Below are 20,801 nucleotides of genomic sequence, written 5' to 3' on the forward strand. Positions count from 1 at the left end.
CTGGTCAAGCTAGTGACGTCCGGCTGGTCGGTGCTTCTCGATTCCTGACCGGTGCGTCGTGGTGGTCCGGCACCGTCAGCGCCGACCGGACCAAACGACCGTTAAGCTAGCGGTGTGGGGTTCGAGGAGCTGTATCCGCCAGGGCGCCTGGCCGCCGCGCAGCGGGCCGTCGCTGCGGCCGGGTTGGACGCGCTGATGCTCAGCCCCGGCTCCGACCTGCGCTACCTGACCGGCTACGACGCGCACGCCGGTGAACGGCTGACCCTGCTGGTGCTGCCCGCCGAGGGCGAGCCGACGCTGATCGTGCCGACCCTGGAACGCCCGGCGGCCGAGGCGTCGCCGGCGCCGGCCACCGGGGTACGCATCGTCGACCACCCCGACGGCACGGACCCGTACCCACTGGTGACCGCCGCCCTGGGCGGGCCGGTCGGCGCGGTCGGGCTGGCCGACCGGATGTGGGCCGAGCAGGTGCTGGCACTGCGTGCGCTGCTGCCCGACACCCGGCAGCGGCTCGCCTCGACGGTCCTGCGGGAGCTGCGCGTCCACAAGTCGGCCGCGGAGATCGAGGCCCTGGCCGAGGCCGGCGCGGCCATCGACGCGGTGCACGCCCGGATGGGGCAGTGGCTACGGCCGGGGCGGACCGAGGCGGAGGTGGCCGCCGACATCGCCGCCGCGATCAGGGCCGCCGGCCACGTCACCGTCGACTTCGTCATCGTGGCCGCCGGCCCGAACGGCGCCAGCCCGCACCACGGCACCTCCGACCGGCCGATCGGCGCGGGTGAACCGGTCGTGGTGGACATCGGCGGCACCATGCCCTCGGGCTACCGTTCCGACTGCACCCGCACCTATGCGGTCGGCGGCCCACCGCCGGCCGAGTTCGTCGACTACTACGCGGTGCTGCACGAGGCACAGCACGCCGCCGTCGCGGCGGTCCGGCCGGGAGTGCGTGCCGCAGCCGTCGACACCGCCGCCCGTGCGCCGATCACCGCGGCCGGCTACGGCGACGCCTTCCTGCACCGCACCGGTCACGGCATCGGCCTGGACGGCCACGAGGAGCCGTACGTGGTGGCCGGCAACGACCGCGCGCTGGCCGCCGGGATGGCCTTCTCCGTCGAACCGGGCATCTACCTGGCCGGGCGACACGGCGCCCGGATCGAGGACATCGTCGTCTGCACCACGGACGGCGTACGACGGCTCAACACCATCCCCACGGAGCTCATCGCGCTATGACTGTCGACCGGATCCTGCCCACCGACGAGGCTCGCGACCTGCTGGAGTTGACCACCGAGCTGGCCGACCGGGAACTCGCGCCGAAGGTCGTCGAGTACGAGCAGCGGGCCGAGTTCCCTCGGGAGGTGCTGCGCACGCTGGGCCGGGCGGGGCTGCTCGGCCTGCCGTACCCGGAGGAGTACGGCGGCGCCGCCCAGCCGTACGAGGTCTATCTTCAGGTGCTGGAGATCCTGGCCGGCCGCTGGCTCGCGGTCGCCGAGGCGGTGAGCGTGCACACCCTGTCCTGCTACCCGGTGGCCGCCTTCGGCAGCGAGGAACAGCGCAAGCTGCTGCCCGACATGATCGGCGGCGAGTTGCTCGGGGCGTACTGCCTGTCGGAGCCGCAGGGCGGTTCGGACGCCGCGGCGCTGACCACCCGGGCGGTGCGCGCCGGCGACGGCTATCTGGTCACCGGCACCAAGGCGTGGATCACCCACGCGCAGGTGGCCGACTTCTACAACATCTTCTGCCGCACCGGCGGCCCGGGCCCGAAGGGCATCTCCTGCCTGCTCGCCGACCGCGCCACGCCGGGTGTGCATCCGCAGGCCGCCGAGCGCACCATGGGGCTGCGCTCCTCTCCGGTGGCGCAGGTCGTCTTCGACGAGGCTCGGGTGCCGGCCGACCGGCTGATCGGCGGCGAGGGTGCCGGCTTCACCATCGCCATGGCGGCACTGGACTCCGGTCGGTTGGGCATCGCGGCCTGTGCGGTCGGGCTGGCCCAGGCGGCGCTGGACTACGCGGTGGACTACGCCCGGCAGCGTGAGCAGTTCGGCCGGTCGATCATCGACTTCCAGGGGCTCGGCTTCACCCTGGCCGACCTGGCCACCCAGATCTCCGCCGCGCGGGCGTTGACGCTGGCGGCGGCCCGGTTGCGCGATGCCGGTCGGCCGTACTCCATCGAGGCGGCCAAGGCGAAGCTGTTCGCCACCGACGTGGCGATGCGGGTGACCATCGAGGCGGTGCAGGTGCTCGGCGGTGCCGGTTACGTCGCCGACCACCCGGTCGAGCGGTACCTGCGAGAGGCGAAGGTGCTGCAGATCGTGGAGGGAACCAACCAGATCCAACGGCTGGTGATCTCCCGGGCGCTGGCGAAGGGCTGACCGTAGCGACGGCGAGTGGTTTGTCAGTCGCGTCGACCCGTCGTACCCGGTAGGTTGCACGCCGTGGAGGAGATCGACCGCGCCATCGTGGTGGCGCTGACCGCGGACGGCCGACTGTCGTACACGGATCTGGCGGAGAAGGTCGGCCTGTCGGTCTCCGCGGTGCACCAGCGGGTCCGTCGGTTGGAGCAGCGCGGGGTGATCAAGGGTTACGCCGCGCGGGTCTCGTTCGAGGCGCTGGACCTGCCCCTGACGGCGTTCGTGGCGATCCGGCCGTTCGATCCGTCGCAGCCGGACGACGCGCCGGAACGGCTGGCGCACTTGCCGGAGATCGACTCCTGCTACTCGGTGGCGGGGGAGGACTTCTACCTGCTGCTGGTCCGGGTGGCCAGCCCGGTCGACCTGGAACGGGTGCTCCAGCAGATCAGGACGTCGGCGAACGTCACCACCCGCACGACGGTGGTGCTGTCCACCCCGTACGAGCATCGGCCACCCAAGGTCGTCGGCCACCCGGCGAACCACCACCGCCCCTGAGACGTGTCGCCCGAGGTGGCGAACCGGCAGGCGGGCTGACCCGGGACACCCCGTGCTGCCGCCGCACCGGAGACGCGGCTAGGATCCATCCCTGATTCAGCGGAAAGTGAGACCCGGATCATGACCGGACGCCGGGCCGATTCGTGCCGCCCCGTCCCGGTCACGTCGCGTGTCTCGAAGGGGAGGATGAGGTGAACCGATCGATGCGATCGCGCTCCAGCCAGGCGGCGTCCGGGGTACGCCCATGACACGCATCCTCATCCGCGCCGGCAAGAGCCCGTTGACAGCGCTGTCCCATGAGCAAAGCCTGTCCACCTCTCGGTTGGGTGTCTTCGGGTCGAACTCTGGGAACATGCTGTTCTACAGCGCGGTGTTCCGGGTGCTGAGCGTGCCCGGCGCCGAGGTGGTCGCGAACTCCTACGTGCATGAGCGCCCGGTGCACCTGGGCACCTACATCAACCGGACCAACGAGGAGTTCGACCGGTTCGTCCTGCCGATGGCGAACTCGTACCGGGACACCTTCCTGCCACACCTGGAGCGTCTCGCCAAGGTCATCGAGCGGTTGAAGATCCCGGTCACGGTGGTCGGCATCGGCGCGCAGCTGCCGTACGGCACCGAGTTCGACTCGCTACCCGACGACTACAAGAAGATCGTCACCCGGTTCACCCGGGCCGTGCTCGACCGGTCGGCCTCCATCGGCGTACGCGGCGAGTACACGGCCCGCCTGCTGAAGTACCTGGGCTTCGGCGACGAGCACGTGCGAGTGATCGGCTGCCCGTCGATGTTCGGCAACGGGCCGCTGGGACCCCTGGTGCGCAAGGTGGATCGGCTGGCCTACGACAGCCCGATGGCCATCTCGTACACCCCGAAGGTCAAGGGCGTGGACCGACTGGTCGAGGCGAACACCGACCGGTACCCCAACAGCGTCATCGTGCCGCAGCAGCATCACCGGTTGGCGCTGATGCTGTGGGGCGAGAACCCGGCCAAGGTCCCCAACAAGCGGATGCCCATCCACACCGACCATCCGCTGTACGAGAACGACCGGATGCGCTTCTTCGTGGACGCGTCGACCTGGGTCGAGTTCATGGCCGAGCAGCACTTCGCCTTCGGTACCCGCATCCACGGCAACGTCGCGGGTGTGCTGGCGGGCACACCGTCGGTGGTGCTGGCCCACGACTCCCGCACCGTCGAGCTTTCCGAGTACCACGGCATTCCGTACCGCCTCTACTCGGAGCTGCCGCCGGATGTCGACGCGCAGCGGCTCTACGAGGAGGCGGATTTCGACGCCTTCGGGCCGCGTCAGGCCGAGACCTTCGACACCTACGTGCGATTCCTCGAGCACAACGACCTTGAGCACGTGTTCCAGCCGGGCAAGGAGAACCCCGCCTACGACAAGGCGCTCGCCGCCGCCAAGTTCCCCGGCCCGGTGCACACGCTGATGGCCTCGGACGTGGTCGGACGGCGCCAGGTCATGTCCCGGCTGCGCTGGCTGCGGCAGGGGCACGAGGGCGACCTGGAGCGCCGCGCGTACGAATTCGAACCACCCTTCCGCGAACCGCGCGGAAAGAAGACGCTCGAGGAGCGGGTAACCGAGTTGGAAAAGGAACTCAAGGTGCAGCAGGAGTCGCTGGCGAGCTGGCGGGGCCGGATGGGGCGTGTCCTGCGGATCAACCCGTTGTCCAATGGGGGCCGACGGTGACGATGGCTGATCCGGAGAAGTCCGGGTTGACGGCCTTGCTGGCCTCGAAGGCGGGAGGGCGATTCGTCTCCACCACGATCGAGGTGTCGGCCCTCGTCGCGCTGCTGTTGGCGGCGGTGGGCGGCTCCCGCCTCTGGGCACTGCCGCCGGCCCTGCTCGCGGCCGTGTTGCTGGCCTGGACGTGGCGTGGTGCGTTGCGCGGGGGAGCGGTGCCCACCGCGAAGGCGGTCGTGCCGCGGGTACTCCTGCTCGCCTGCGCGTACCTGGTCGGCGTGGTGCACGGCGGCGTCGATGCCGCGCTCGCCGTCGGCGTTGCCCTGGCCGGTCTGGCGGTGCTCGGCGAGGCGCCGCTGGGGCTCATGTCCCGTGCCGCCTACCCGGTCACCGCCAACCTGCCGGGGATCGGGGCGCGACCCTACCGGCGTCCGAACACCAGCCGCAGCGTGCTGGTCAACGGTGCCGCGGTGCTGGTGGCACTCGGCTGCGCGTTCACCGGCGCCCTCGCAGTGATCTCCGCGGCGGTGTCGGCGGCCGCGCTCGGCCTGGCGCTGTTCACCTCGTGGCAGGCGCTGACCAGGGTACGGGCCAGGCGGACCAGCGAGCAGAACCTCTTCACCGCGCTGTCCGCCCACGAGCCGGCGTTCGTCGTGCACTGGAACGCGCCCGCTGGCACCGCGTACCAGATCGCGATGTGGCTGCCGTACCTGGAGCGCCTCGGTCGGAGGTTCTTCGTGCTGGTCCGCAGCGAGGCCAACTTCAACGAGGTCGCGGCGCTCACCACGGCCCCGGTGGTGCTCCGGACCGCCCTGGAGGACCTGGACGACGTCGTCACCCCGTCCCTGCGGGTCGCCTTCTACGTGAACACCGCGACGAGGAACAACCACCTCATCCGGTACACGAAGCTGACGCACATCCAGCTCAACCACGGCGACAGCGACAAGGTGCCGAGTCACAACCCGGTCTTCCGGATGTACGACAAGAACTTCGTCGCCGGCCAGGCCGCCATCGACCGGTTCGCGGCCAACGGGGTAAGCATGCCGATGGAGATGTTCACCGTCGTCGGGCGGCCCCAGGTGGAGAACGTGGCGGTGGCGGCCAAGCCGATCGCCTCGATCGCCAACCCCCGGGTGCTGTACGCACCGACCTGGGCGGGTTTCTACGCCGACTCGAACTACTCCTCGCTGCACGTCGGCTACGACATCGTCAAGGCCCTGGTCGCGCGCGGTTGCAGCATCGTCTTCCGGCCCCACCCGTACAGCCGCCGGTCCCCGGCGCTGGCCCGTGAGTGTGACCGGATCCGGGCGCTGCTGGAGGAGGACCACCGGGTCAACGGGCGGCAGCACGTCTTCGGCAACCAGGCCGAGGTGAAGATGTCGGTGGTCGACTGCTTCAACGCCTCGGACGCGATGGTGTCGGACGTGTCGAGTGTGGTGGCCGACTATCTGTACTCGGAGAAGCCCTTCGCGATGGTGGCCGTCTCGACGTCGGCGGTGACGTTCACCGACGAGTTCCCCCTGGGACGGGCCGGCTACATCATCGACGCGCACAGTGGCCGGGTGCAGGGACTCGACGCGATCCTCGACGACTTCCTCGGTGCCGACCCCCTGGTTCCCACCCGGCACGACCTCAAGAAGTACTACCTCGGCGACATCCCGCCGGAGCGGTACGCCCAGCACTTCCTGGACGAGGCGTCGCGCCACCTCTGAGGCTCCACCTACCGGCTCGACGCCGCCCGGAACCGCTTCCCGGTCGGTCAGTGCCGGGCCGTCGGCTCCCGCGCGGGCCCGGAGGGCTGGGCGACGAGTTGGTTCCAGCGGAGGATCACCCGCCGGCCGTGTTCGTGACCGAGCAGGCTGAGGGTGGCGGTGTCCAGTCGGAGCAGCCCGCCGGCGGAGGGCGGCAGGCCGATCCACCGGGCGCCCAGCACGCGCAGCGCGTGCGCGTGACCGACCAATGCGACCGGGCCGCGGTCGAGCAGGGGATGCAGCTTGGCGAGCAGTCGGTCCAGGCGCTCACCGACCTCGCTTGGCGACTCGCCGCCCGGGCACCCGTCGGTCCAGACGCTCCACCCGGGGCGCTCGTCCTGGATTTCCGCGGTGGTGCGGCCCTCATAGACGCCGTAGTGCCACTCGGCGAGGTCGTCGTCGGAGTCAGTGACCGGCAGCCCGGCCAGCTGCGCGGTGCGTAGCGCCCGGATCCGTGGGCTGGTCAGCACCGCGACGAACCGTCGTCCGGCGAGGGCCGGTCCGAGTGCGCGGGCCTGTCGCTCGCCGTCGGGGGTGAGATTGAGATCGGTGTACGAGGTGTGACGGCGACTGGCGCTCCAGGTGGTCTCGCCGTGCCGGACGAGCAGGATCTCGCTCATGCCCGCGCCTCAGCGTGCTGCGCGGTGCGGTGCGCGCTGACTGCGCCGATCCGAAGAATTCGCTCGCCCATGTCCTCAGTCAACCAGGACACCGGGTCCGATGCCGGACGGCGACCGGATCGCTTTCAGCGCTCAGTCGCGTCACGGGTCCAAGACCCGCTACACACCTAGTGTCCTAGGATGCAGTAGCGGTTGTGCCAGGCTTCACCACCCCGCAAGGCCGTTTCAGCTCACTGCACGGGGGGACACCAAGGAGAGCGGAGCGGTCCGCTCCGTCAACCGCCGAAACAGGCAGGGAGGCGACATGAGCTTCACCGACAAGGCGAAGAACAAGGTCGAGGAACTGAGCGGTGCCGCCAGAGAGCGGATCGGCGACATGACCGACAACGAGCGCATGCGGGCCGAGGGCGCCAGCCAGCAGGGCGATGCCCGTGCCCGTCAGGCCGGTGAGAACGTGAAGGAGGCTGGGCGCAACGCGAAGGACGCCTTCAGGAAGTGACCGCCCGGTACGGAAGCGGGCCGCCGGATCATTCCGGCGGCCCGCTTCGCGGTGTGTCGTGCGGGAATCAGTCGTCGCGGTGGACGCGCCACCACTGCTGACCGGCCTCCGGGAGAGTGTCGATCGGGTCGTAGTAGGCGTAGCGCTTGCTGAGTGCCGCCAGGTCGGCGGACTCGATGGAGGTGCGGTAGTTCTTCGTCCAGTAGGAGATGCCACGTTCCCGGTCGTACTCGGTGACCATGTGCACCCAGCGCTTACCGACGAAGGGCACGTCGCAGACGATTCGTGGGGTGGCGTAGCCGGGCAGGTAGCCCATGATGTCGTGCTGGAGCTGCTGGGCGTGCCAGAACGGGACCCGCCAGTGCTCGGCGTTGGGGATCATGTCGCACATGTAGAAGTAGTAGGGCAGGATGCCCGCCTCGCCCTGGAGCGCGAAGCAGAGGTCGAGCAGGTCGGTGCTTGTGGCGTTGACTCCGCGCATCAGCACGCCCTGGTTGCGTACGTCGCGCACGCCGATGTCGAGGGCGGTCTGGGCGGCCCTGGCGACCAGCGGGGTGAGCGACTGGGCGTGGTTGACGTGGGTGTGGATGGCGAGGTTCACGCCGCGGCGGGCGGCGGTGCGGGCGACCCGTTCCAGGCCCTCGACGACGTCGGGTTGCAGCCAGTGTTGTGGCAGGCCCATGAGGGCCTTGGTGGCGAGCCGGATGTCGCGGATGGTTTCGATCTCCAGGAGGCGCATCAGGTACGACTCAAGGTTGCGCCAGGGCACGTTGGCCACGTCGCCGCCGGAGACGACGATGTCGCGTACGCCGGGGTGGGCCTTGAGGTAGCTGATGTGGGCGTCGTAGCGGTCGACGGGCTTGAGGGTGAGCTTGAGCTTGTCCACCGTGGGGGTGGAGTTGCCGACCAGGTCCATGCGGGTGCAGTGCCCGCAGTACTGCGGGCAGGTGGAGAGCAGTTCGGCGAGGACCTTGGTGGGGTAGCGGTGGGTGAGGCCCTCGGCGACCCACATGTCGTGTTCGTGCAGGGAGTCGCGGGTGGCGTAGGGGTGTGACGGCCAGTCGGTGCGCCGGTCGGAGGCGACCGGGATCATGTAGCGCCGGATCGGGTCGGCGAGCAGCGTCTCGGTGGTGGGTGGGCCGTACGGCGCCATGGTGTTGATCATCTGTGGGGTCACCAGCATGGACATGGTGGCCAGGGCGCGCTGGTCGGCTTCGAGGTCGGCGTAGAAGGTGTCGTCCACGGTGTCACCGAGCACGGTGCGCAGTTGCTTGATGTTCTTGACGCAGTTGACGCGCTGCCACTGGGCGCTCTCCCACTGGTCGCGGGTGACCTCGCGCCAGCCGGGGAAGCGGGTCCAGTCGGGTTCGACGAGGGGGCTGCGGCGGTATTCGTAGGGCTGGCCGGTGCGGGTGGTGGTGAGGGCCGGCGTGGGCGCCGGGATGGTCTGCGCCGGCGGTCGGGTCTGGGTCACGGCCCCTCCTCTGGTCTGCCTGGGTGATCAGCGACCCGAAGGCTACTGGAAAAATTTCGGTAGAGAAATTATTCTGCCGTAAGTTTTCCCGCCATGCGAGTCCAAAGCGAGGCTTCAGGCGGCCGGACAGGGGGAGGTCGGTGTGACGTCACCGGTGGGTCTGCACCGCGTCCTGGAGCCTGCGGGCGTGTTGCCACAGGCCGCCTGGCGGCTCGACACACGTGCGGAGATCGCGCCGAACGAGGTGCGGATCCGGGTGGAGCGGCTCAACCTGGACGCCGCGAGTTTCCGGCAGTTGTCCGTCAAGCACGATGGGGACGGCGACGCGATCCGGGCCGAGGTGCTCGACATCATCGCGACCCGGGGAAAGATGCAGAACCCGGTGACCGGGTCCGGCGGCATGCTGATCGGCACCGTCGAGGAGACGGGCCGGCGGTCGCCGTTGGGGCTCAAGGCGGGCGAGCGGGTGGCCACGCTCGTGTCGTTGACGTTGACCCCGCTGGTGGTGACGGACGGGCTGGCCGGCTGGGACGGCCGCAGCGAGCAGGTGCCGTGTGAAGGGTGGGCGATCCTGTTCGCCCGGTCGGTGGCGGCGGTGCTGCCGGCGGATCTGGACCCGCAGCTGTCCCTGGCGGTGCTGGACGTGTGTGGTGCGCCGGCGTTGACGTCGCGGGTGGTGGCCCGGTACATGGCCGAGCGGGCGGCCGAGGGGGATGCCCGGCCGGTCACGGTGGCGGTGGTCGGCGGCGCGGGCAAGAGTGGTTCGTTGTCGCTGGCGGCGGCGCGGCGGGCAGGCGCGGGCCGTACGGTCGGGGTGGTGCCGGTGGTCGCGGAGCGGGACGCGCTGGTGGCGGCGGGTCTGGCCGACGTGGTGGCGGTGGCCGATGCCCGTGATCCGGTGGCGTTGTCGTCGGCGGTGACCTCGGCGCTGGGGGTGCCGGCGGACGTGACGGTGGTGTGCGTGGACGTGCCGGGCTGTGAGCACGGCGCGGTGCTGGCGACCGGGGGCGGCGGCACGGTGATTTTCTTCTCGATGGCGACGAGCTTCGCGGCGGCGGCGTTGGGTGCGGAGGGTCTGGCGGCGGACGTGACGATGCTTGTCGGCAACGGGTACGTGCCGGGGCACGCGGAGTTGGCGTTGGGTCTGTTGCGGGGTGAGCCGGGGGTGCGTGGGCTGTTCGAGTCGCGGCTGGCGGCAGACTGAGGCCATGACGAACATCCCCTCGACGTTGTACCGCGCCGGTGTGCTGCACTGCCCGGCGGATCCGTCCGCGACGGCGTTGCTCGTCCGTGACGGGCGGATCGTGTGGCTGGGTTCGGATGCCGACGCTCCGTCGGCGGACCTGGTGGTGGAGCTGGACGGTGCGTTGGTGACGCCGGCTTTCGTGGACGCGCACGTGCACGTCAGCGACACGGGGCTGGCGTTGTCCGGGCTGGATCTGTCCGGGGTGCGCTCGGCCGGTGAGCTGCTGGGCGCGGTGTCGACGTACGCGGCGGGGCTGCCGGCGGACGCGGTGGTGCTGGGGCACGGGTGGGACGAGTCGACGTGGCCGGTGGCGCAGCCGCCGTCGGCGGCGCAGCTCGGGCGGGCGGCCGACGGTCGGCGGGTCTATCTGTCGCAGGCGTCGATCCATTCGGCGTTGGTGTCGGAGGCGTTGCTGGCGGCGTGTCCGGAGGCGGTGGCCGCGCCGGGCTACGACGGGTCGGGTTGGCTGCGGCGGGACGCGCACCATGTGGTGCGGGCGGTGGCGCGGGCGTCGGTGACGGGGGCGCAGCGGGTGGCGGCGCAGCGGGTGGCGTTGGGGCACGCGGCGTCGGTGGGGATCGCGGCGGTGCACGAGTGCGGTGGGCCGGAGATCTCCGACGAGGAGGATTTCACCGGCCTGTTGGCGATCTCCGGTGCGGGGGTGCCGGAGGTGTACGGGTACTGGGGTGAGTTGGGTGGTGCGGCGCGGGCGCGGGAGTTGGGGGCGGTCGGTGCCGGTGGTGATCTGTTCGCGGACGGTGCGTTGGGTTCCCGGACGGCGCACCTGTCGCAGCCGTACGCCGACGGTGACGGGTGTGGTCACGGTTATCTGAGCGCGGACCAGGTGCGTGATCATTTGTTGGACTGTGCGGCGCACGGGATGCAGGGCGGGTTCCATGCGATCGGTGACGCGGCGGTGTCGACGGTGCTTGAGGGTTTCGCGGCGGCGGCGCGGCGGTTGGGCACGGAGCGGTTGCGGGCGGCGCGGCATCGGGTGGAGCACGCGGAGATCGTGGATCGGCGGTTGATCGCCGGGTTCGTGGAGTACGGGGTGGTGGCGTCGATGCAGCCGGCGTTCGACCGGTTGTGGGGCGGCGCGGGCCGGATGTACGAGACGCGGTTGGGGTTGGCGCGGTCGTTGGCGTCGAATCCGATGGGGGCGATGCACGGGGTCGGGGTGACGTTGGCGTTCGGTTCGGATTCGCCGGTGACGCCGTTGGATCCGTGGGGTTCGGTGCGGGCGGCGGTGGCGCATCACAATCCGGTGCAGCGGATGAGTGTGCGGGCGGCGTTTGCGGCGCATACCCGGGGTGGTTGGCGGGCGGTGCATCTGGACAGCGAGGGGGTGTTGGCGTTGGGTGCGCCGGCGACGTTCGCGGTGTGGTCCACGCCGGCCGGGGTAGAGCGGGGGTTGCCGGTGTTGCAGGCCGCTGATCCGGAGACGCGTGGTGTGGATGATCCGACGCCGTTGCCGGTGTGCCGGCGTACGGTGCTGCGCGGTGAGGTGATCTATGAGGAAGGGTCCGTGTGACGGGGAAGCTTGACCTGGATCCGGTGCTGGTGGCGCGGGCGCGGGAGTTGGCGCGGCGGGCCGGGCGGCCGGTGGTGGAGTTGGCGCGTGGTCATACCACGGTGTCGGTGGAGCGGGCGGTGCTGCGGCTTGCCGGGGTGACCGGCGCGGATCCGGATGGCATTCCGTGGGTGAACCGGCTGGTGGATGCGGTGGTGGCGGATGTCGGGTTGGGTCACGGGGTGGCGTTGCCGGTGTTCGACGCGCTGGCCCGGGAGCAGGTCACGGATGTGACGTTGCTGGCGCAGCAGGCGGCGGCGGGGTCGGTGCGGTTCCAGGTGCCGTCGGGTCGGGCGGCGACGGTGGCGCGGCGGGCTGCCGGCAGGGCGGTCGCGGCGGGGGTCCGGCGGATCGACCGGCGGCGGGCCGAGCGGGACCGGTTGGTGCGGCGGTTCGGGGATCCGGCGCAGCGGCCGTGGATCTATCTCATCGTGGCGACGGGGGACATCTACGAGGACATTCCGCAGGCGCAGGCGGCGGCGCGGGCGGGTGCGGATGTGATCGCGGTGATCCGGTCGACGGGGCAGTCGCTGTTGGATTACGTGCCGGAGGGGGCGACCCGGGAGGGTTTCGCGGGTACCTATGCGACGCAGGAGAACTTCCGGCTGATGCGGGCGGCGTTGGACGAGTCGTCGAAGGAGTTGGGGCGGTATGTGCGGTTGACGAATTACGCGTCGGGGCTGTGCATGCCGGAGATGGCGACGCTCGCGGGTCTTGAGCGGTTGGACATGATGCTCAACGACTCGATGTACGGGATCTTGTTCCGGGATATCAATCCGGTGCGTACGTTCGTGGATCAGCGGTTTTCGCGGCAGGTGCACGCGCGGGCGGGGATCGTCATCAACACCGGTGAGGACAACTATCTGACCACTGCGGATGCGGTGGACGAGGCGCACACGGTGACGGTGTCGCAGTTGCTCAACGAGTACTTCGCGCATGAGGCGGGGCTGGCGGACTGGCAGTTGGGGCTGGGGCACGCTTTCGAGATCAACCCGGAGGTGCCGGAGTCGTTGCGTCTGGAGTTGGCGCACGCGTTGCTGGCGCGGGAGTTGTTTCCGGACGCGCCGTTGAAGTGGATGCCGCCGACGAAGCACATGACCGGGGACGTGTTCCGGGGGAATCTGCTGGACGGGTTCTTCAACCTGGTGGGCACGATGACCGGGCAGGGCATCCTGCTGGTGGGGATGATGACGGAGGCGGTGGTGACGCCGTGGTTGTCGGATCGGGACATCGCCCTGCAGAACGTGCGGTACGTGCTCGGCGCGGCGGGTGGGTTGCACGAGGATTTCGTGCCGGCTGCGGGTGGGTTCATTCAGCAGCGGGCGAACCGGGTGCTGGCCGAGGCGGTGGCGTTGTTGGAGCGGATCGGTGAGCAGTCGTTGTTGACGGCGATCGCCGAGGGCACGTTCGGGATCATGAAGCGGCCGGCGGATCGGGGTAAGGGTCTGGACGGTGTGGCGCGGCACGAGGTGGGTTACTTCAACCCGGCGACGGAGATCCTGGAGCAGCCGCGACCCGAGGAGGCCCGGCCATGACGGGCGGCGGTGTGGTGCGGCCGTACGGGGACACCACCGGTGACGGCATGGTGCAGGTGTCGTTCACGTTGCCGGTGCCGCATGACAAGCGGGCCGAGGGTGCGGCGGTGCAGTTGGCGAACAGGATGGGTATCGACCCGGCGTTGCTGGTGCACGCGAAGCCGATCGGCGACGGGTTCACGTTCTTCGTGGTGTACGGGCGGGTGAACCATCTGGTGGACCTGTCGGCGGTGCGGGTGGTGGAGCGGGATTTTCCGTTGCTGAGCGCCAAGGAGGTCAACGCGGTCGTCAAGCGGCGGTTGCGGCGGAAGTTGTCGGTGGTGGGGGCGTGTATCGGCACGGACGCGCACACGGTGGGCATCGACGCGATCCTCAACGTGAAGGGCATCGCGGGGGAGAAGGGTTTGGAGTACTACCGGGAGTTGTCGGTGACGAACCTGGGCGCGCAGGTGAGTGTGCCGGAGTTGGTGGAGGCGGCGCGGGTGGCGCGGGCCGATGCGGTGCTGGTGTCGCAGGTGGTGACGCAGCGGGATGCGCACCTGCACAACACGCGGGAGATGTCGGCGGCGTTCCGGGAGGCGTTGCCGGCGGCCCGCCGACCGTTGTTGATCGTGGGTGGGCCGCGGTTCGACGAGTCGCAGGCCGCCGAGCTGGGGGTGGATCGGATCTTCGGTCGGGGTACGACTCCGGGTGAGGTGGCGTCCTATCTGGTCCATGCGTTGATCACGGGTGGGAGGGCGAGGGTGGCATGACTGACGGTCGGTTGGGTGTGACGGTGACGCATCGGCGGTATGTGCCGTATTCGCACGCGCACTACGCGGGTGATCTTGTCGACGGGGCGTACGCGTTGGGGCTGTTCGGCGATGTGGCCACCGAGGTGTGTATCCGTACCGACGGTGACGAGGGGTTGTTCGCGTCGTACTCGGACGTGCAGTTCAGGTCCCCGGTGCGGGCCGGTGACGTGGTGGAGGTGGTGGCGACGGTGATTCGGGTGGGTACCCGGAGCCGCACCATCGACTTCGAGGCCCGGGTGGTGTGCCGGGGCCGGCCGGATCGTGGCGGGTCGGCGGCGGAGGTGTTGGCTGAGCCGTTGGTGGCGGTGACGGCGACCGGCACGGTGGTCGTGCCCGCCGCGGTGTGAACGTCGCGGTCTGCGCCGACGTCGGTTCGACGTTCACGAAGGTGGCGGTGGTCGACCTCGACGGTGGTGGGCTGGTGTCGGCGGCGGCGGCGCCGACCACCGTGGGCTCGGATGTGCTGCACGGCCTGGACGCGGCGGTGGGTGCGGCGACTGTCGGCCTCACCTCGGCTGAGGTGCCGTGGTTGGTGTGTTCGTCGGCGGGTGGTGGGTTGCGGCTGGCGGTGATCGGCTACGAGCCGCTGGTGACCGCGCAGGCGGGTCGGCGGGTCGGCCTGTCGGCGGGGGCGGACGTGGTGCACGTGGCGGCCGGGCGGCTGGGTCGGGCGGAGCTGACGGCGTTGCGGGCGGCCCGCCCGGACGTGGTGCTGCTGGTCGGTGGCACCGACGGCGGGGACGCGGACACGCTCACGCACAATGCGACGCGGCTGGCGCGGGCCCGGTGGCGGGTGCCGGTGGTGCTCGCCGGCAACGTCGACGCCCGGGACGACCTGCACGCGTTGTTGTCGGGGGCGGGGGTGCCGGTGACGGTGGCCGACAACGTGCTGCCCCGCATCGGGGTGTTGGCGCCGGTGTCGGCGCGTTCGGCGATCCGGCAGGTGTTCCTGCGCCACGTGATCGGTGGTAAGGGGTTGTCGAGGGGTGGCCGGTTCGCCCGGCTGGTGCGGGCGGCGACACCGGATGCGGTGTTGTCGGGGGTGGAGGTGCTCGCCGACGTGGCCGGCGGTGACCTGGTGGTCGTCGACGTGGGTGGGGCGACGACGGATGTGTACTCGGTGCTCACCCCGGACGAGCGGGCCGGTGGGCCGGGTCGGGAGGTGGCCGGTGAGCTGTGGCGGGCTCGGACGGTCGAGGGGGATCTGGGTGTGCGGTGGAGCGCACCGGGGGTGGTGCGGGCGGCCGTGGAGGAACGTCTGGTCGCGGTGGGGGAGGGCGACGGGTTGGCGGCCGAGGCTGCGGTGCGTGCCGCCGATCCCGGGTTCCTGCCGGGCGACGCCGCCGGTCGGGCGGTCGACGCGCGGATCGCGGCGTTGGCGGCGACGGTGGCGCTGCGTCGGCACGCCCGTGGGGTGGGTACCGGTGAGCGGGCCGGTCGGGATCTTCGTGATGTTCGGCTGCTCGTGGGCTCGGGTGGGGTGTTGCGGCACGCTTCGGACAACGACGCGGCCGGGGTGCTGGGCACGGTGTTGACCGACCATGCGGGTGGGTGGGCGTTGCCGAGGGCGGCCCGGCCGGTGGTGGACACCGACTACGTGCTGGCTGCGGCCGGTTTGCTGGCCGAGGAGCATCAGGTGGCGGCGCGGGGGCTGCTGCGGTCGCTGCTGGGTTGACCGGGGTGGATGCCTGCCGCCGGTCGGGGGCGTCGACGAGGTGGTGGCCGTCACGACACGCCGGGCCGGTGCGACGACTCGTCGGGGGTGGGTTGACAAGGCCGGGGGTTGGCCACGTACCGTCTTTGAGTCCTACCACGGGAAGCGGCTGTTGTTCGCTTCGTCCCTTCGTCCGCTGGCCGAGCGACACGGTGCATGTTCAGTCGCGGCGGCCAGGTCCAGCGGGCGGGGGTCGGCGGGGCGGCGCGAACCGGCCGCGGTTACCGGTGTATGGGCAGGATGGGGTGCACGGCCAGTAGACAACGGTCAGGCGGGGACAGCCAGTCACCGTCGGGTCGGTCCGAAGGTCGGCGTGCCACATTCCGCCGCACCGGCCGGGAGGGGCCTGGGAGCATCGGGGCGCGGCATATGCCGCGCCCCGACTTCGTGTGTGGCCGCCGGGGCGGCCAGTCTGCGGCAGGCATGTCATGCCGTGCCGGACGATGCGCCGGGGGCGCCGCCGGCGGGATGCGTCGGATCGCCCCCGGCCGTGACCCGGGCCGCCGGGGGCGATGGTGCGGGCGGCCGGGTAGCCTTCGGCGCGTGATCGCGTCCGACCCGCCCGTGACGACCGTGGACCGCGCCGCCGGGCCTGAACCGCCGCCGTCCGGTCAGGTGCCGGCGGGCCTGGTGCGCCTGCCGGTGGCTGTCGCCATGGCGGTGGGCGCCGGCCTGGCGTTGCTGCTGGCCTTCCCGCCGTACGGGTGGTGGCCGCTGGCGCCGGTCGGGGTGGCGTTGCTGGCCGCCGCGACCCACCGGCGGCGGCTGCGGGCCGGCGCCGGTCTGGGTTTCCTGGCCGGTTTGACCCTGTTCGCGCCGTTGCTGGCCTGGACGAACCTGCACACCGGCTACCTGCCGTGGGTGCTGCTGTCGCTGTTGCAGGCCGGCTACCTGGCGGTGCTGGGCATGGCCACGGCGTGGGTGTCGCCGCTTGTCGACCGGCTGCCGGCGATGTGGCCGGCGGTGACCGGTGTGCTGTGGGTGGGGCAGGAGGCGCTGCGCGACCGGACACCGTTCGGCGGGTTCCCGTGGGGCCGGTTGGCGTTCGGGCAGGACGAGTCGCCGCTGCTGCGGCTGGCCGCGCTCGGCGGTGCGCCGCTGGTGACGTTCGCCGTGGCGCTGGCCGGTGGGCTGCTGGTCGCCGGGGCGTGGTGGACGGTACGGGCGCGGCGTAGCAGCGGCCCCCGGCGGTGGGTGCCGGCGGCCGGGTGCGCCGCGGCGGTGCTGCTGCTGCTCGCCGGTGGGCTGCTGGTGCCGGTGGCCACCACCCGTGACGCGGCGAGCGTGACGGTGGCGATCGTGCAGGGCAACGTGCCGCGACTCGGGTTGGATTTCAACGCCCAGCGGCAGGCCGTGCTCGACAACCACGTCGAGGCCACCATCGCCCTGGCCGGTGAGGTCGCCGCCGGGACCCGGCCCCGACCGGACCTGGTGGTGTGGCCGGAGAACTCCAGTGACATCGATCCGCTGCGCAACGCGTCGGCCGGAGCGCGGATCTCCGCCGCCGCGGACGCCGTCGGGGTGCCGATCCTGGTCGGTGCCGTGCTGTCCGGGCCGGAGCGGGGGCAGGTGCGCAACGCGGGGCTGCTGTGGCGTCCCGGTAGCGGCCCCGACCTGGAGCAGCTGTACGTGAAGCGTCATCCGGTGCCGTTCGCCGAGTACGTGCCGTTGCGCCGGATCGCCCGGATGGTCAGCGACCAGGTCGATCGGGTGCGGGCCGACTTCGTGGCCGGTACCGAGGCGGGAGTGGTCGACACCGGACCGGTGGTGCTCGGGGACGTGATCTGCTTCGAGGTCGCCTACGACGGGCTGGTCCGCGACACCGTCGTCGGTGGGGCGCAACTGCTGGTGGTGCAGACCAACAACGCCACCTTCGACGAGGCCGAGGCGCGTCAGCAGCTGGCCATGGTGCGGCTACGGGCGGTCGAGCACGGGCGTGCGGCGTTGATGGCCTCCACGGTCGGGGTGTCCGGGTTCGTCACCCCGGACGGGCGGGTAAGCGACGCCACCGGGTTCAACACCCGCGCGGTCGTGGTGCGGCAGCTGCGGCTGACCGAGGGACGCACGCTGGCCACCCGGGTCGGGGTGCTGCCGGAGGTGGTGCTGGCGGGGCTGGCCGTGGCCGCGTTGGTCGGCACGGCGGTGCTGCGGCGTCGGCGGGACGGCCGGTCCGTACCGGGGGCCGCCCACCCGGGGTGAGGGGGCAGCGGTGGTACGCGGAACCGACATCCGTCCGGTGACGACCGGCGTGCCCGGCGTGGGTCGGGTGCTGGTGGTGATTCCGACCTTCAACGAGGCCGACAACGTCACGGCGATCGTGCGGCGGGTTCGGCGGGCCGCGCCGCAGGTGGAGATTCTCGTCGCCGACGACAATAGCCCCGACGGCACGGGCGAGATCGCCGAGGGCATGGCCCGCGCCGACCAGCGGGTGCACGTGCTGCACCGGGAGGGCAAGCAGGGACTCGGCGCGGCGTACCTGGCGGGGTTCGCGTGGGCGCGGCGGCGTGGCTTCGACGCGGTGGTGGAGATGGACGCCGACGGCTCCCACGCCCCGGAGGACCTGCCGGCGTTGCTGGCCGCGGCCCGGGACGCCGACGTGGTGATCGGATCGCGGTGGACCCGGGGTGCCCGGGTGGTGAACTGGCCGCTGCGGCGGCTGCTGCTGTCGCGGTGCGGCAACCTGTACGCGCGGCTGGCGTTGGGGATGCCGGTCGCCGACGCCACCGGCGGGTACCGGGTCTACCGGGCCGGGGTGCTGGACGCCCTGGACCTGGACTCGGTGTGTTCGCAGGGGTACTCGTTCCAGGTGGAGTTGTCGCGGCTGGCGCACCGGGCGGGGGCGCGGATCGTGGAGGTGCCGATCACCTTCGCCGAGCGGGAACGTGGTGCCAGCAAGATGAGCCCGCTGATCGTCGTCGAGGCGTTGTGGCGGATCACCGGCTGGGCGGTCCGGGACCGGCGTACGGCGGTGCGGCGTGGGCTGCGTGCGGCCACGGCCGGACAGGCGCGGTGGCCCTGACCACACTCGGCCCGCTGCGGGCGGGCATCCTCGAACCCGCTCTGAGCGGCGGCGTGTCATGCTGGACGGACGGGACGGCTGCGCCGCCGGGGCGGGGCCGGGACGACGAGGCGCCGTGAGGCGGTTGGGGTGAGATGCGCCGAGCACTGAGGTTCGTACCGTTGGCTCTGCTGGTGTCCGTGGCCGCGGAGATCGCCGTGTTCGTGGTGGTGGGTCGGGCGCTCGGGTTCGGTGCGGCGACGCTGCTGGTGTTCGCGGCCTCGCTGCTGGGTCTGGTGCTGTTGCGCCGCGAAGGCGTACGGGCGTGGCGGGGTTTCCGGGAGGCCGCGCAGTCGGGTCGGCCGCCCGGCCGGCAGGTGACCGACGGGCTGGTGGGGCTGCTCGGCGCGCTGCTGCTGGCGACCCCGGGTCTGGTCAGCGGCCTGGTGGGGGTGTTGCTGCTGGTGCCGCCGGTGCGGCGGTTGACCCGCGGTGGGGTGCAGCGGGTCGCGGAGCGCCGGGTGTCGTCGATGACCGCCGGTGACCTGTTCGGTCCCCGCCGGGTGCGGGTGTACCGGGGCGGGCCGGCGCAGCCGGGGCCGACTCCGCCGCCGCAGGCCTCGACGACGTCGCCGCCGCCCGTCTCCCCGGCGCGTCCGGTGGTCGAGGGGGAGGCCATCGAGGGCGAGATCGTGGAGCCGCGCTGACGCACGCGAAAACGGCGCCCCGGGAAAATTCCCGGGGCGCCGTCGACGTGACGGGTCAGGCGCGACCGCGACGGGTGCGAACCTCCTGCAGCCGCTCGGCCAGGATGTCCTCAAGCTCGGCGATCGACCGTCGCTCCAGCAGCATGTCCCAGTGGGTACGCGGCGGCTTGGCCTTCTTCTGCTCCGGCTCGCTGCCGTCGACCAGTCGGGCCACGCTGCCGTCGAACTTGCACTCCCAGGTGGTCGGCACCTCGGCGTCGACGGCGAACGGCACCTCGAACTGGTGACCCTTGGCGCACAGGTACTCGCGGGTCTGCCGCGGCGCGAGCTCCGTGTTGCGGTCGGATTCGTAGCTGACCGCGCCCAGCCGGCTTCCGCGCAGCATACGCTCGCCCATGATCGACTTCCCCTCTTCGGTGGTGCGGGTCCTATCGGTGTAACGGTCCGTCTCCGTCGGGCCATTCCCGCGGCCGCGCGTCGACAACCCCGTACACCCGGGTGCGCAGTCCAGGGTAACCGGCCATCACGTACGCCCGGCGGGGGTCGTCCCGGCCGGGTCGTCTCGGCGGACCGTCACCGCCAGCGGGAATGGTAACCGGCCGAGGTCGTGGTGCGGTGACGCGCCGGGTGGACGCGCCGGGCGGGCACCCTTCGGTGTCGCGGTCAGCCGGTGCGCGGCGTCGGTGGCAGCGGCAACGGCAACCCCGGCAGGCCGTCGATGCTGGTGGCGATGTCGTCCTTGCCGGCGAAGTAGGCGTCCAGTGACGTGTCGTCCTCCCGGGCGAAACGGCGGGCGTGCAGGTCCCGGTCACTGTCGTAGGTCATGAACGGCACCGCGTAGCCGCAGGTGTCGCGGATCAGCCGGGCCCGCACCACGACGACCGCCCGGAGGCCGTGCTGGGTGGTGTCGATGTCCGGGAAGTGCGTCAGCAGGTCGGGGAAGCGGGGATCGTCGCGGAACACCGGCTCACCCTGGCCGTGTATCCGCACGATGTTCGGCGGGCCGGCGAAGGCGCACCACATCAGGGTGATCCTGCCGTTCTCCCGCAGATGGGCGATGGTCTCGGCGTTGCTGCCGGCGAAGTCCAGATAGGCCACCGTCTGCTCGTCGAGCACCGCGAGGCAGCCCTGCAGGCCCTTCGGGGAGAGGTTGACGGTGCCGTCGCCGGCCAGCGGCGCGGTCGCGGTGAAGAACATCGGCTGCGCCTCGATGAACTCCCGCAGCCGCCCGTCGATGCGCTCATGCGTCTTACCCATACCGCCATCCTCCCCCACCCCCGCTCGACGCCGAGAGGGA

Annotated in this window: 19 protein-coding genes; 15 read left to right on the forward strand and 4 right to left on the reverse strand. The window is 71.3% G+C overall.

Going from position 1 to position 20,801, the window contains the following annotated elements; all coding sequences use genetic code 11:
• Positions 1-114 precede the first annotated feature (114 nt).
• The 5 genes from KBX00_RS18650 to KBX00_RS18670 all read left to right on the forward strand — a co-directional run bounded on the left by KBX00_RS18650 (position 115) and on the right by KBX00_RS18670 (position 6,308).
• Positions 115-1,230 carry a Xaa-Pro peptidase family protein gene (locus KBX00_RS18650; RefSeq protein WP_210828739.1) on the forward strand — a complete coding sequence of 372 codons (1,116 nt, stop codon included), beginning with the start codon at positions 115-117 and terminating at the stop codon, positions 1,228-1,230.
• Positions 1,227-2,369: an acyl-CoA dehydrogenase family protein gene (locus KBX00_RS18655; RefSeq protein ID WP_210828744.1), complete on the forward strand. Its 1,143-nt coding sequence runs from the start codon at positions 1,227-1,229 to the stop codon at positions 2,367-2,369. The genes KBX00_RS18650 and KBX00_RS18655 overlap by 4 nt, the downstream gene beginning before the upstream one ends.
• Positions 2,370-2,432: 63 nt before the next feature.
• On the forward strand, positions 2,433-2,903 hold the full coding sequence (locus tag KBX00_RS18660; RefSeq protein ID WP_210828746.1) for an Lrp/AsnC family transcriptional regulator: 471 nt from the start codon (positions 2,433-2,435) through the stop codon (positions 2,901-2,903).
• Between the two features lie 244 nt (positions 2,904-3,147).
• Complete coding sequence (locus KBX00_RS18665) at positions 3,148-4,602, forward strand: polysaccharide pyruvyl transferase family protein (protein WP_210828747.1); 1,455 nt, start codon at positions 3,148-3,150, stop codon at positions 4,600-4,602.
• Positions 4,603-4,604: 2 nt separating this feature from the next.
• Complete coding sequence (locus tag KBX00_RS18670; protein WP_210828749.1) at positions 4,605-6,308, forward strand: CDP-glycerol glycerophosphotransferase family protein; 1,704 nt, start codon at positions 4,605-4,607, stop codon at positions 6,306-6,308.
• Between the two features lie 47 nt (positions 6,309-6,355).
• Here KBX00_RS18670 and KBX00_RS18675 read toward each other — a convergent pair whose 3' ends face one another.
• Positions 6,356-6,967, reverse strand: a complete 612-nt coding sequence (locus tag KBX00_RS18675) for a histidine phosphatase family protein (protein ID WP_210828750.1) — start codon at positions 6,965-6,967, stop codon at positions 6,356-6,358.
• Between the two features lie 304 nt (positions 6,968-7,271).
• Here KBX00_RS18675 and KBX00_RS18680 point away from each other — a divergent pair, with 304 nt between their 5' ends.
• Positions 7,272-7,466, forward strand: coding sequence for a CsbD family protein (locus tag KBX00_RS18680; protein ID WP_210828751.1), 195 nt, complete (start codon positions 7,272-7,274; stop codon positions 7,464-7,466).
• Between the two features lie 67 nt (positions 7,467-7,533).
• Here the strand turns inward: KBX00_RS18680 and KBX00_RS18685 are convergent, their stop codons facing one another.
• Positions 7,534-8,940 carry a KamA family radical SAM protein gene (locus KBX00_RS18685; protein ID WP_210828753.1) on the reverse strand — a complete coding sequence of 469 codons (1,407 nt, stop codon included), beginning with the start codon at positions 8,938-8,940 and terminating at the stop codon, positions 7,534-7,536.
• 142 nt (positions 8,941-9,082) lie between these two features.
• Between KBX00_RS18685 and KBX00_RS18690 the strand changes: the two genes are divergently transcribed.
• From KBX00_RS18690 to KBX00_RS18730, 9 genes are all read left to right on the forward strand, one after another.
• Complete coding sequence (locus KBX00_RS18690) at positions 9,083-10,144, forward strand: zinc-binding alcohol dehydrogenase (RefSeq protein WP_307868864.1); 1,062 nt, start codon at positions 9,083-9,085, stop codon at positions 10,142-10,144.
• A 4-nt stretch (positions 10,145-10,148) separates the two neighbouring features.
• The gene (locus KBX00_RS18695; RefSeq protein ID WP_210828754.1) at positions 10,149-11,717 is read left to right on the forward strand and encodes an amidohydrolase; all 1,569 of its coding nucleotides are present in this window, start codon (positions 10,149-10,151) and stop codon (positions 11,715-11,717) included.
• Complete coding sequence (locus tag KBX00_RS18700; protein WP_210828755.1) at positions 11,714-13,291, forward strand: lysine 5,6-aminomutase subunit alpha TIM-barrel domain-containing protein; 1,578 nt, start codon at positions 11,714-11,716, stop codon at positions 13,289-13,291. The genes KBX00_RS18695 and KBX00_RS18700 overlap by 4 nt, the downstream gene beginning before the upstream one ends.
• Positions 13,288-14,043: an OAM dimerization domain-containing protein gene (locus KBX00_RS18705; RefSeq protein WP_210828756.1), complete on the forward strand. Its 756-nt coding sequence runs from the start codon at positions 13,288-13,290 to the stop codon at positions 14,041-14,043. Before KBX00_RS18700 ends, KBX00_RS18705 begins: the two co-directional genes overlap by 4 nt.
• Positions 14,040-14,432, forward strand: coding sequence for a hotdog domain-containing protein (locus KBX00_RS18710; protein WP_210828757.1), 393 nt, complete (start codon positions 14,040-14,042; stop codon positions 14,430-14,432). Before KBX00_RS18705 ends, KBX00_RS18710 begins: the two co-directional genes overlap by 4 nt.
• A complete protein-coding gene (locus KBX00_RS18715; RefSeq protein ID WP_210828758.1) occupies positions 14,429-15,760 on the forward strand; it encodes a glutamate mutase L in 1,332 nt (443 codons plus the stop codon). Before KBX00_RS18710 ends, KBX00_RS18715 begins: the two co-directional genes overlap by 4 nt.
• A 507-nt stretch (positions 15,761-16,267) precedes the next feature.
• Complete coding sequence (gene lnt, locus KBX00_RS18720) at positions 16,268-17,998, forward strand: apolipoprotein N-acyltransferase (RefSeq protein WP_210828760.1); 1,731 nt, start codon at positions 16,268-16,270, stop codon at positions 17,996-17,998.
• A gap of 10 nt (positions 17,999-18,008) precedes the next feature.
• On the forward strand, positions 18,009-18,818 hold the full coding sequence (locus KBX00_RS18725; RefSeq protein ID WP_307868866.1) for a polyprenol monophosphomannose synthase: 810 nt from the start codon (positions 18,009-18,011) through the stop codon (positions 18,816-18,818).
• A 134-nt stretch (positions 18,819-18,952) separates the two neighbouring features.
• Complete coding sequence (locus KBX00_RS18730; protein WP_210828761.1) at positions 18,953-19,504, forward strand: FxsA family protein; 552 nt, start codon at positions 18,953-18,955, stop codon at positions 19,502-19,504.
• A gap of 55 nt (positions 19,505-19,559) precedes the next feature.
• Here KBX00_RS18730 and KBX00_RS18735 read toward each other — a convergent pair whose 3' ends face one another.
• Positions 19,560-19,901 (reverse strand): RNA polymerase-binding protein RbpA, encoded by a 342-nt coding sequence (locus KBX00_RS18735; RefSeq protein WP_046564157.1) that lies wholly within the window; start codon positions 19,899-19,901, stop codon positions 19,560-19,562.
• A 266-nt stretch (positions 19,902-20,167) separates the two neighbouring features.
• Entirely contained in the window at positions 20,168-20,761 is a 594-nt protein-coding gene (locus KBX00_RS18740) for a pyridoxamine 5'-phosphate oxidase family protein (RefSeq protein ID WP_210828763.1), read from the reverse strand.
• Between the last annotated feature and the right edge of the window lie 40 nt (positions 20,762-20,801).

The sequence above is a fragment of the Micromonospora sp. C95 genome, assembly GCF_018070465.1.
GTDB lineage: Bacteria > Actinomycetota > Actinomycetes > Mycobacteriales > Micromonosporaceae > Micromonospora.

Bases quoted from the DNA above. Each gene is read 5' to 3' on its own strand.
- KBX00_RS18710 (WP_210828757.1), top strand. From the start codon at position 14,040: ATGACTGACGGTCGGTTGGGTGTGACGGTGACGCATCGGCGGTATGTG.
- KBX00_RS18655 (WP_210828744.1), top strand. From the start codon at position 1,227: ATGACTGTCGACCGGATCCTGCCCACCGACGAGGCTCGCGACCTGCTG.
- KBX00_RS18675 (WP_210828750.1), bottom strand. From the start codon at position 6,967: ATGAGCGAGATCCTGCTCGTCCGGCACGGCGAGACCACCTGGAGCGCC.
- KBX00_RS18680 (WP_210828751.1), top strand. From the start codon at position 7,272: ATGAGCTTCACCGACAAGGCGAAGAACAAGGTCGAGGAACTGAGCGGT.
- KBX00_RS18735 (WP_046564157.1), bottom strand. From the start codon at position 19,901: ATGGGCGAGCGTATGCTGCGCGGAAGCCGGCTGGGCGCGGTCAGCTAC.
- KBX00_RS18670 (WP_210828749.1), top strand. From the start codon at position 4,605: ATGGCTGATCCGGAGAAGTCCGGGTTGACGGCCTTGCTGGCCTCGAAG.
- lnt (WP_210828760.1), top strand. From the start codon at position 16,268: ATGCGTCGGATCGCCCCCGGCCGTGACCCGGGCCGCCGGGGGCGATGG.
- KBX00_RS18665 (WP_210828747.1), top strand. From the start codon at position 3,148: ATGACACGCATCCTCATCCGCGCCGGCAAGAGCCCGTTGACAGCGCTG.
- KBX00_RS18740 (WP_210828763.1), bottom strand. From the start codon at position 20,761: ATGGGTAAGACGCATGAGCGCATCGACGGGCGGCTGCGGGAGTTCATC.
- KBX00_RS18730 (WP_210828761.1), top strand. From the start codon at position 18,953: ATGCGCCGAGCACTGAGGTTCGTACCGTTGGCTCTGCTGGTGTCCGTG.
- KBX00_RS18705 (WP_210828756.1), top strand. From the start codon at position 13,288: ATGACGGGCGGCGGTGTGGTGCGGCCGTACGGGGACACCACCGGTGAC.
- KBX00_RS18695 (WP_210828754.1), top strand. From the start codon at position 10,149: ATGACGAACATCCCCTCGACGTTGTACCGCGCCGGTGTGCTGCACTGC.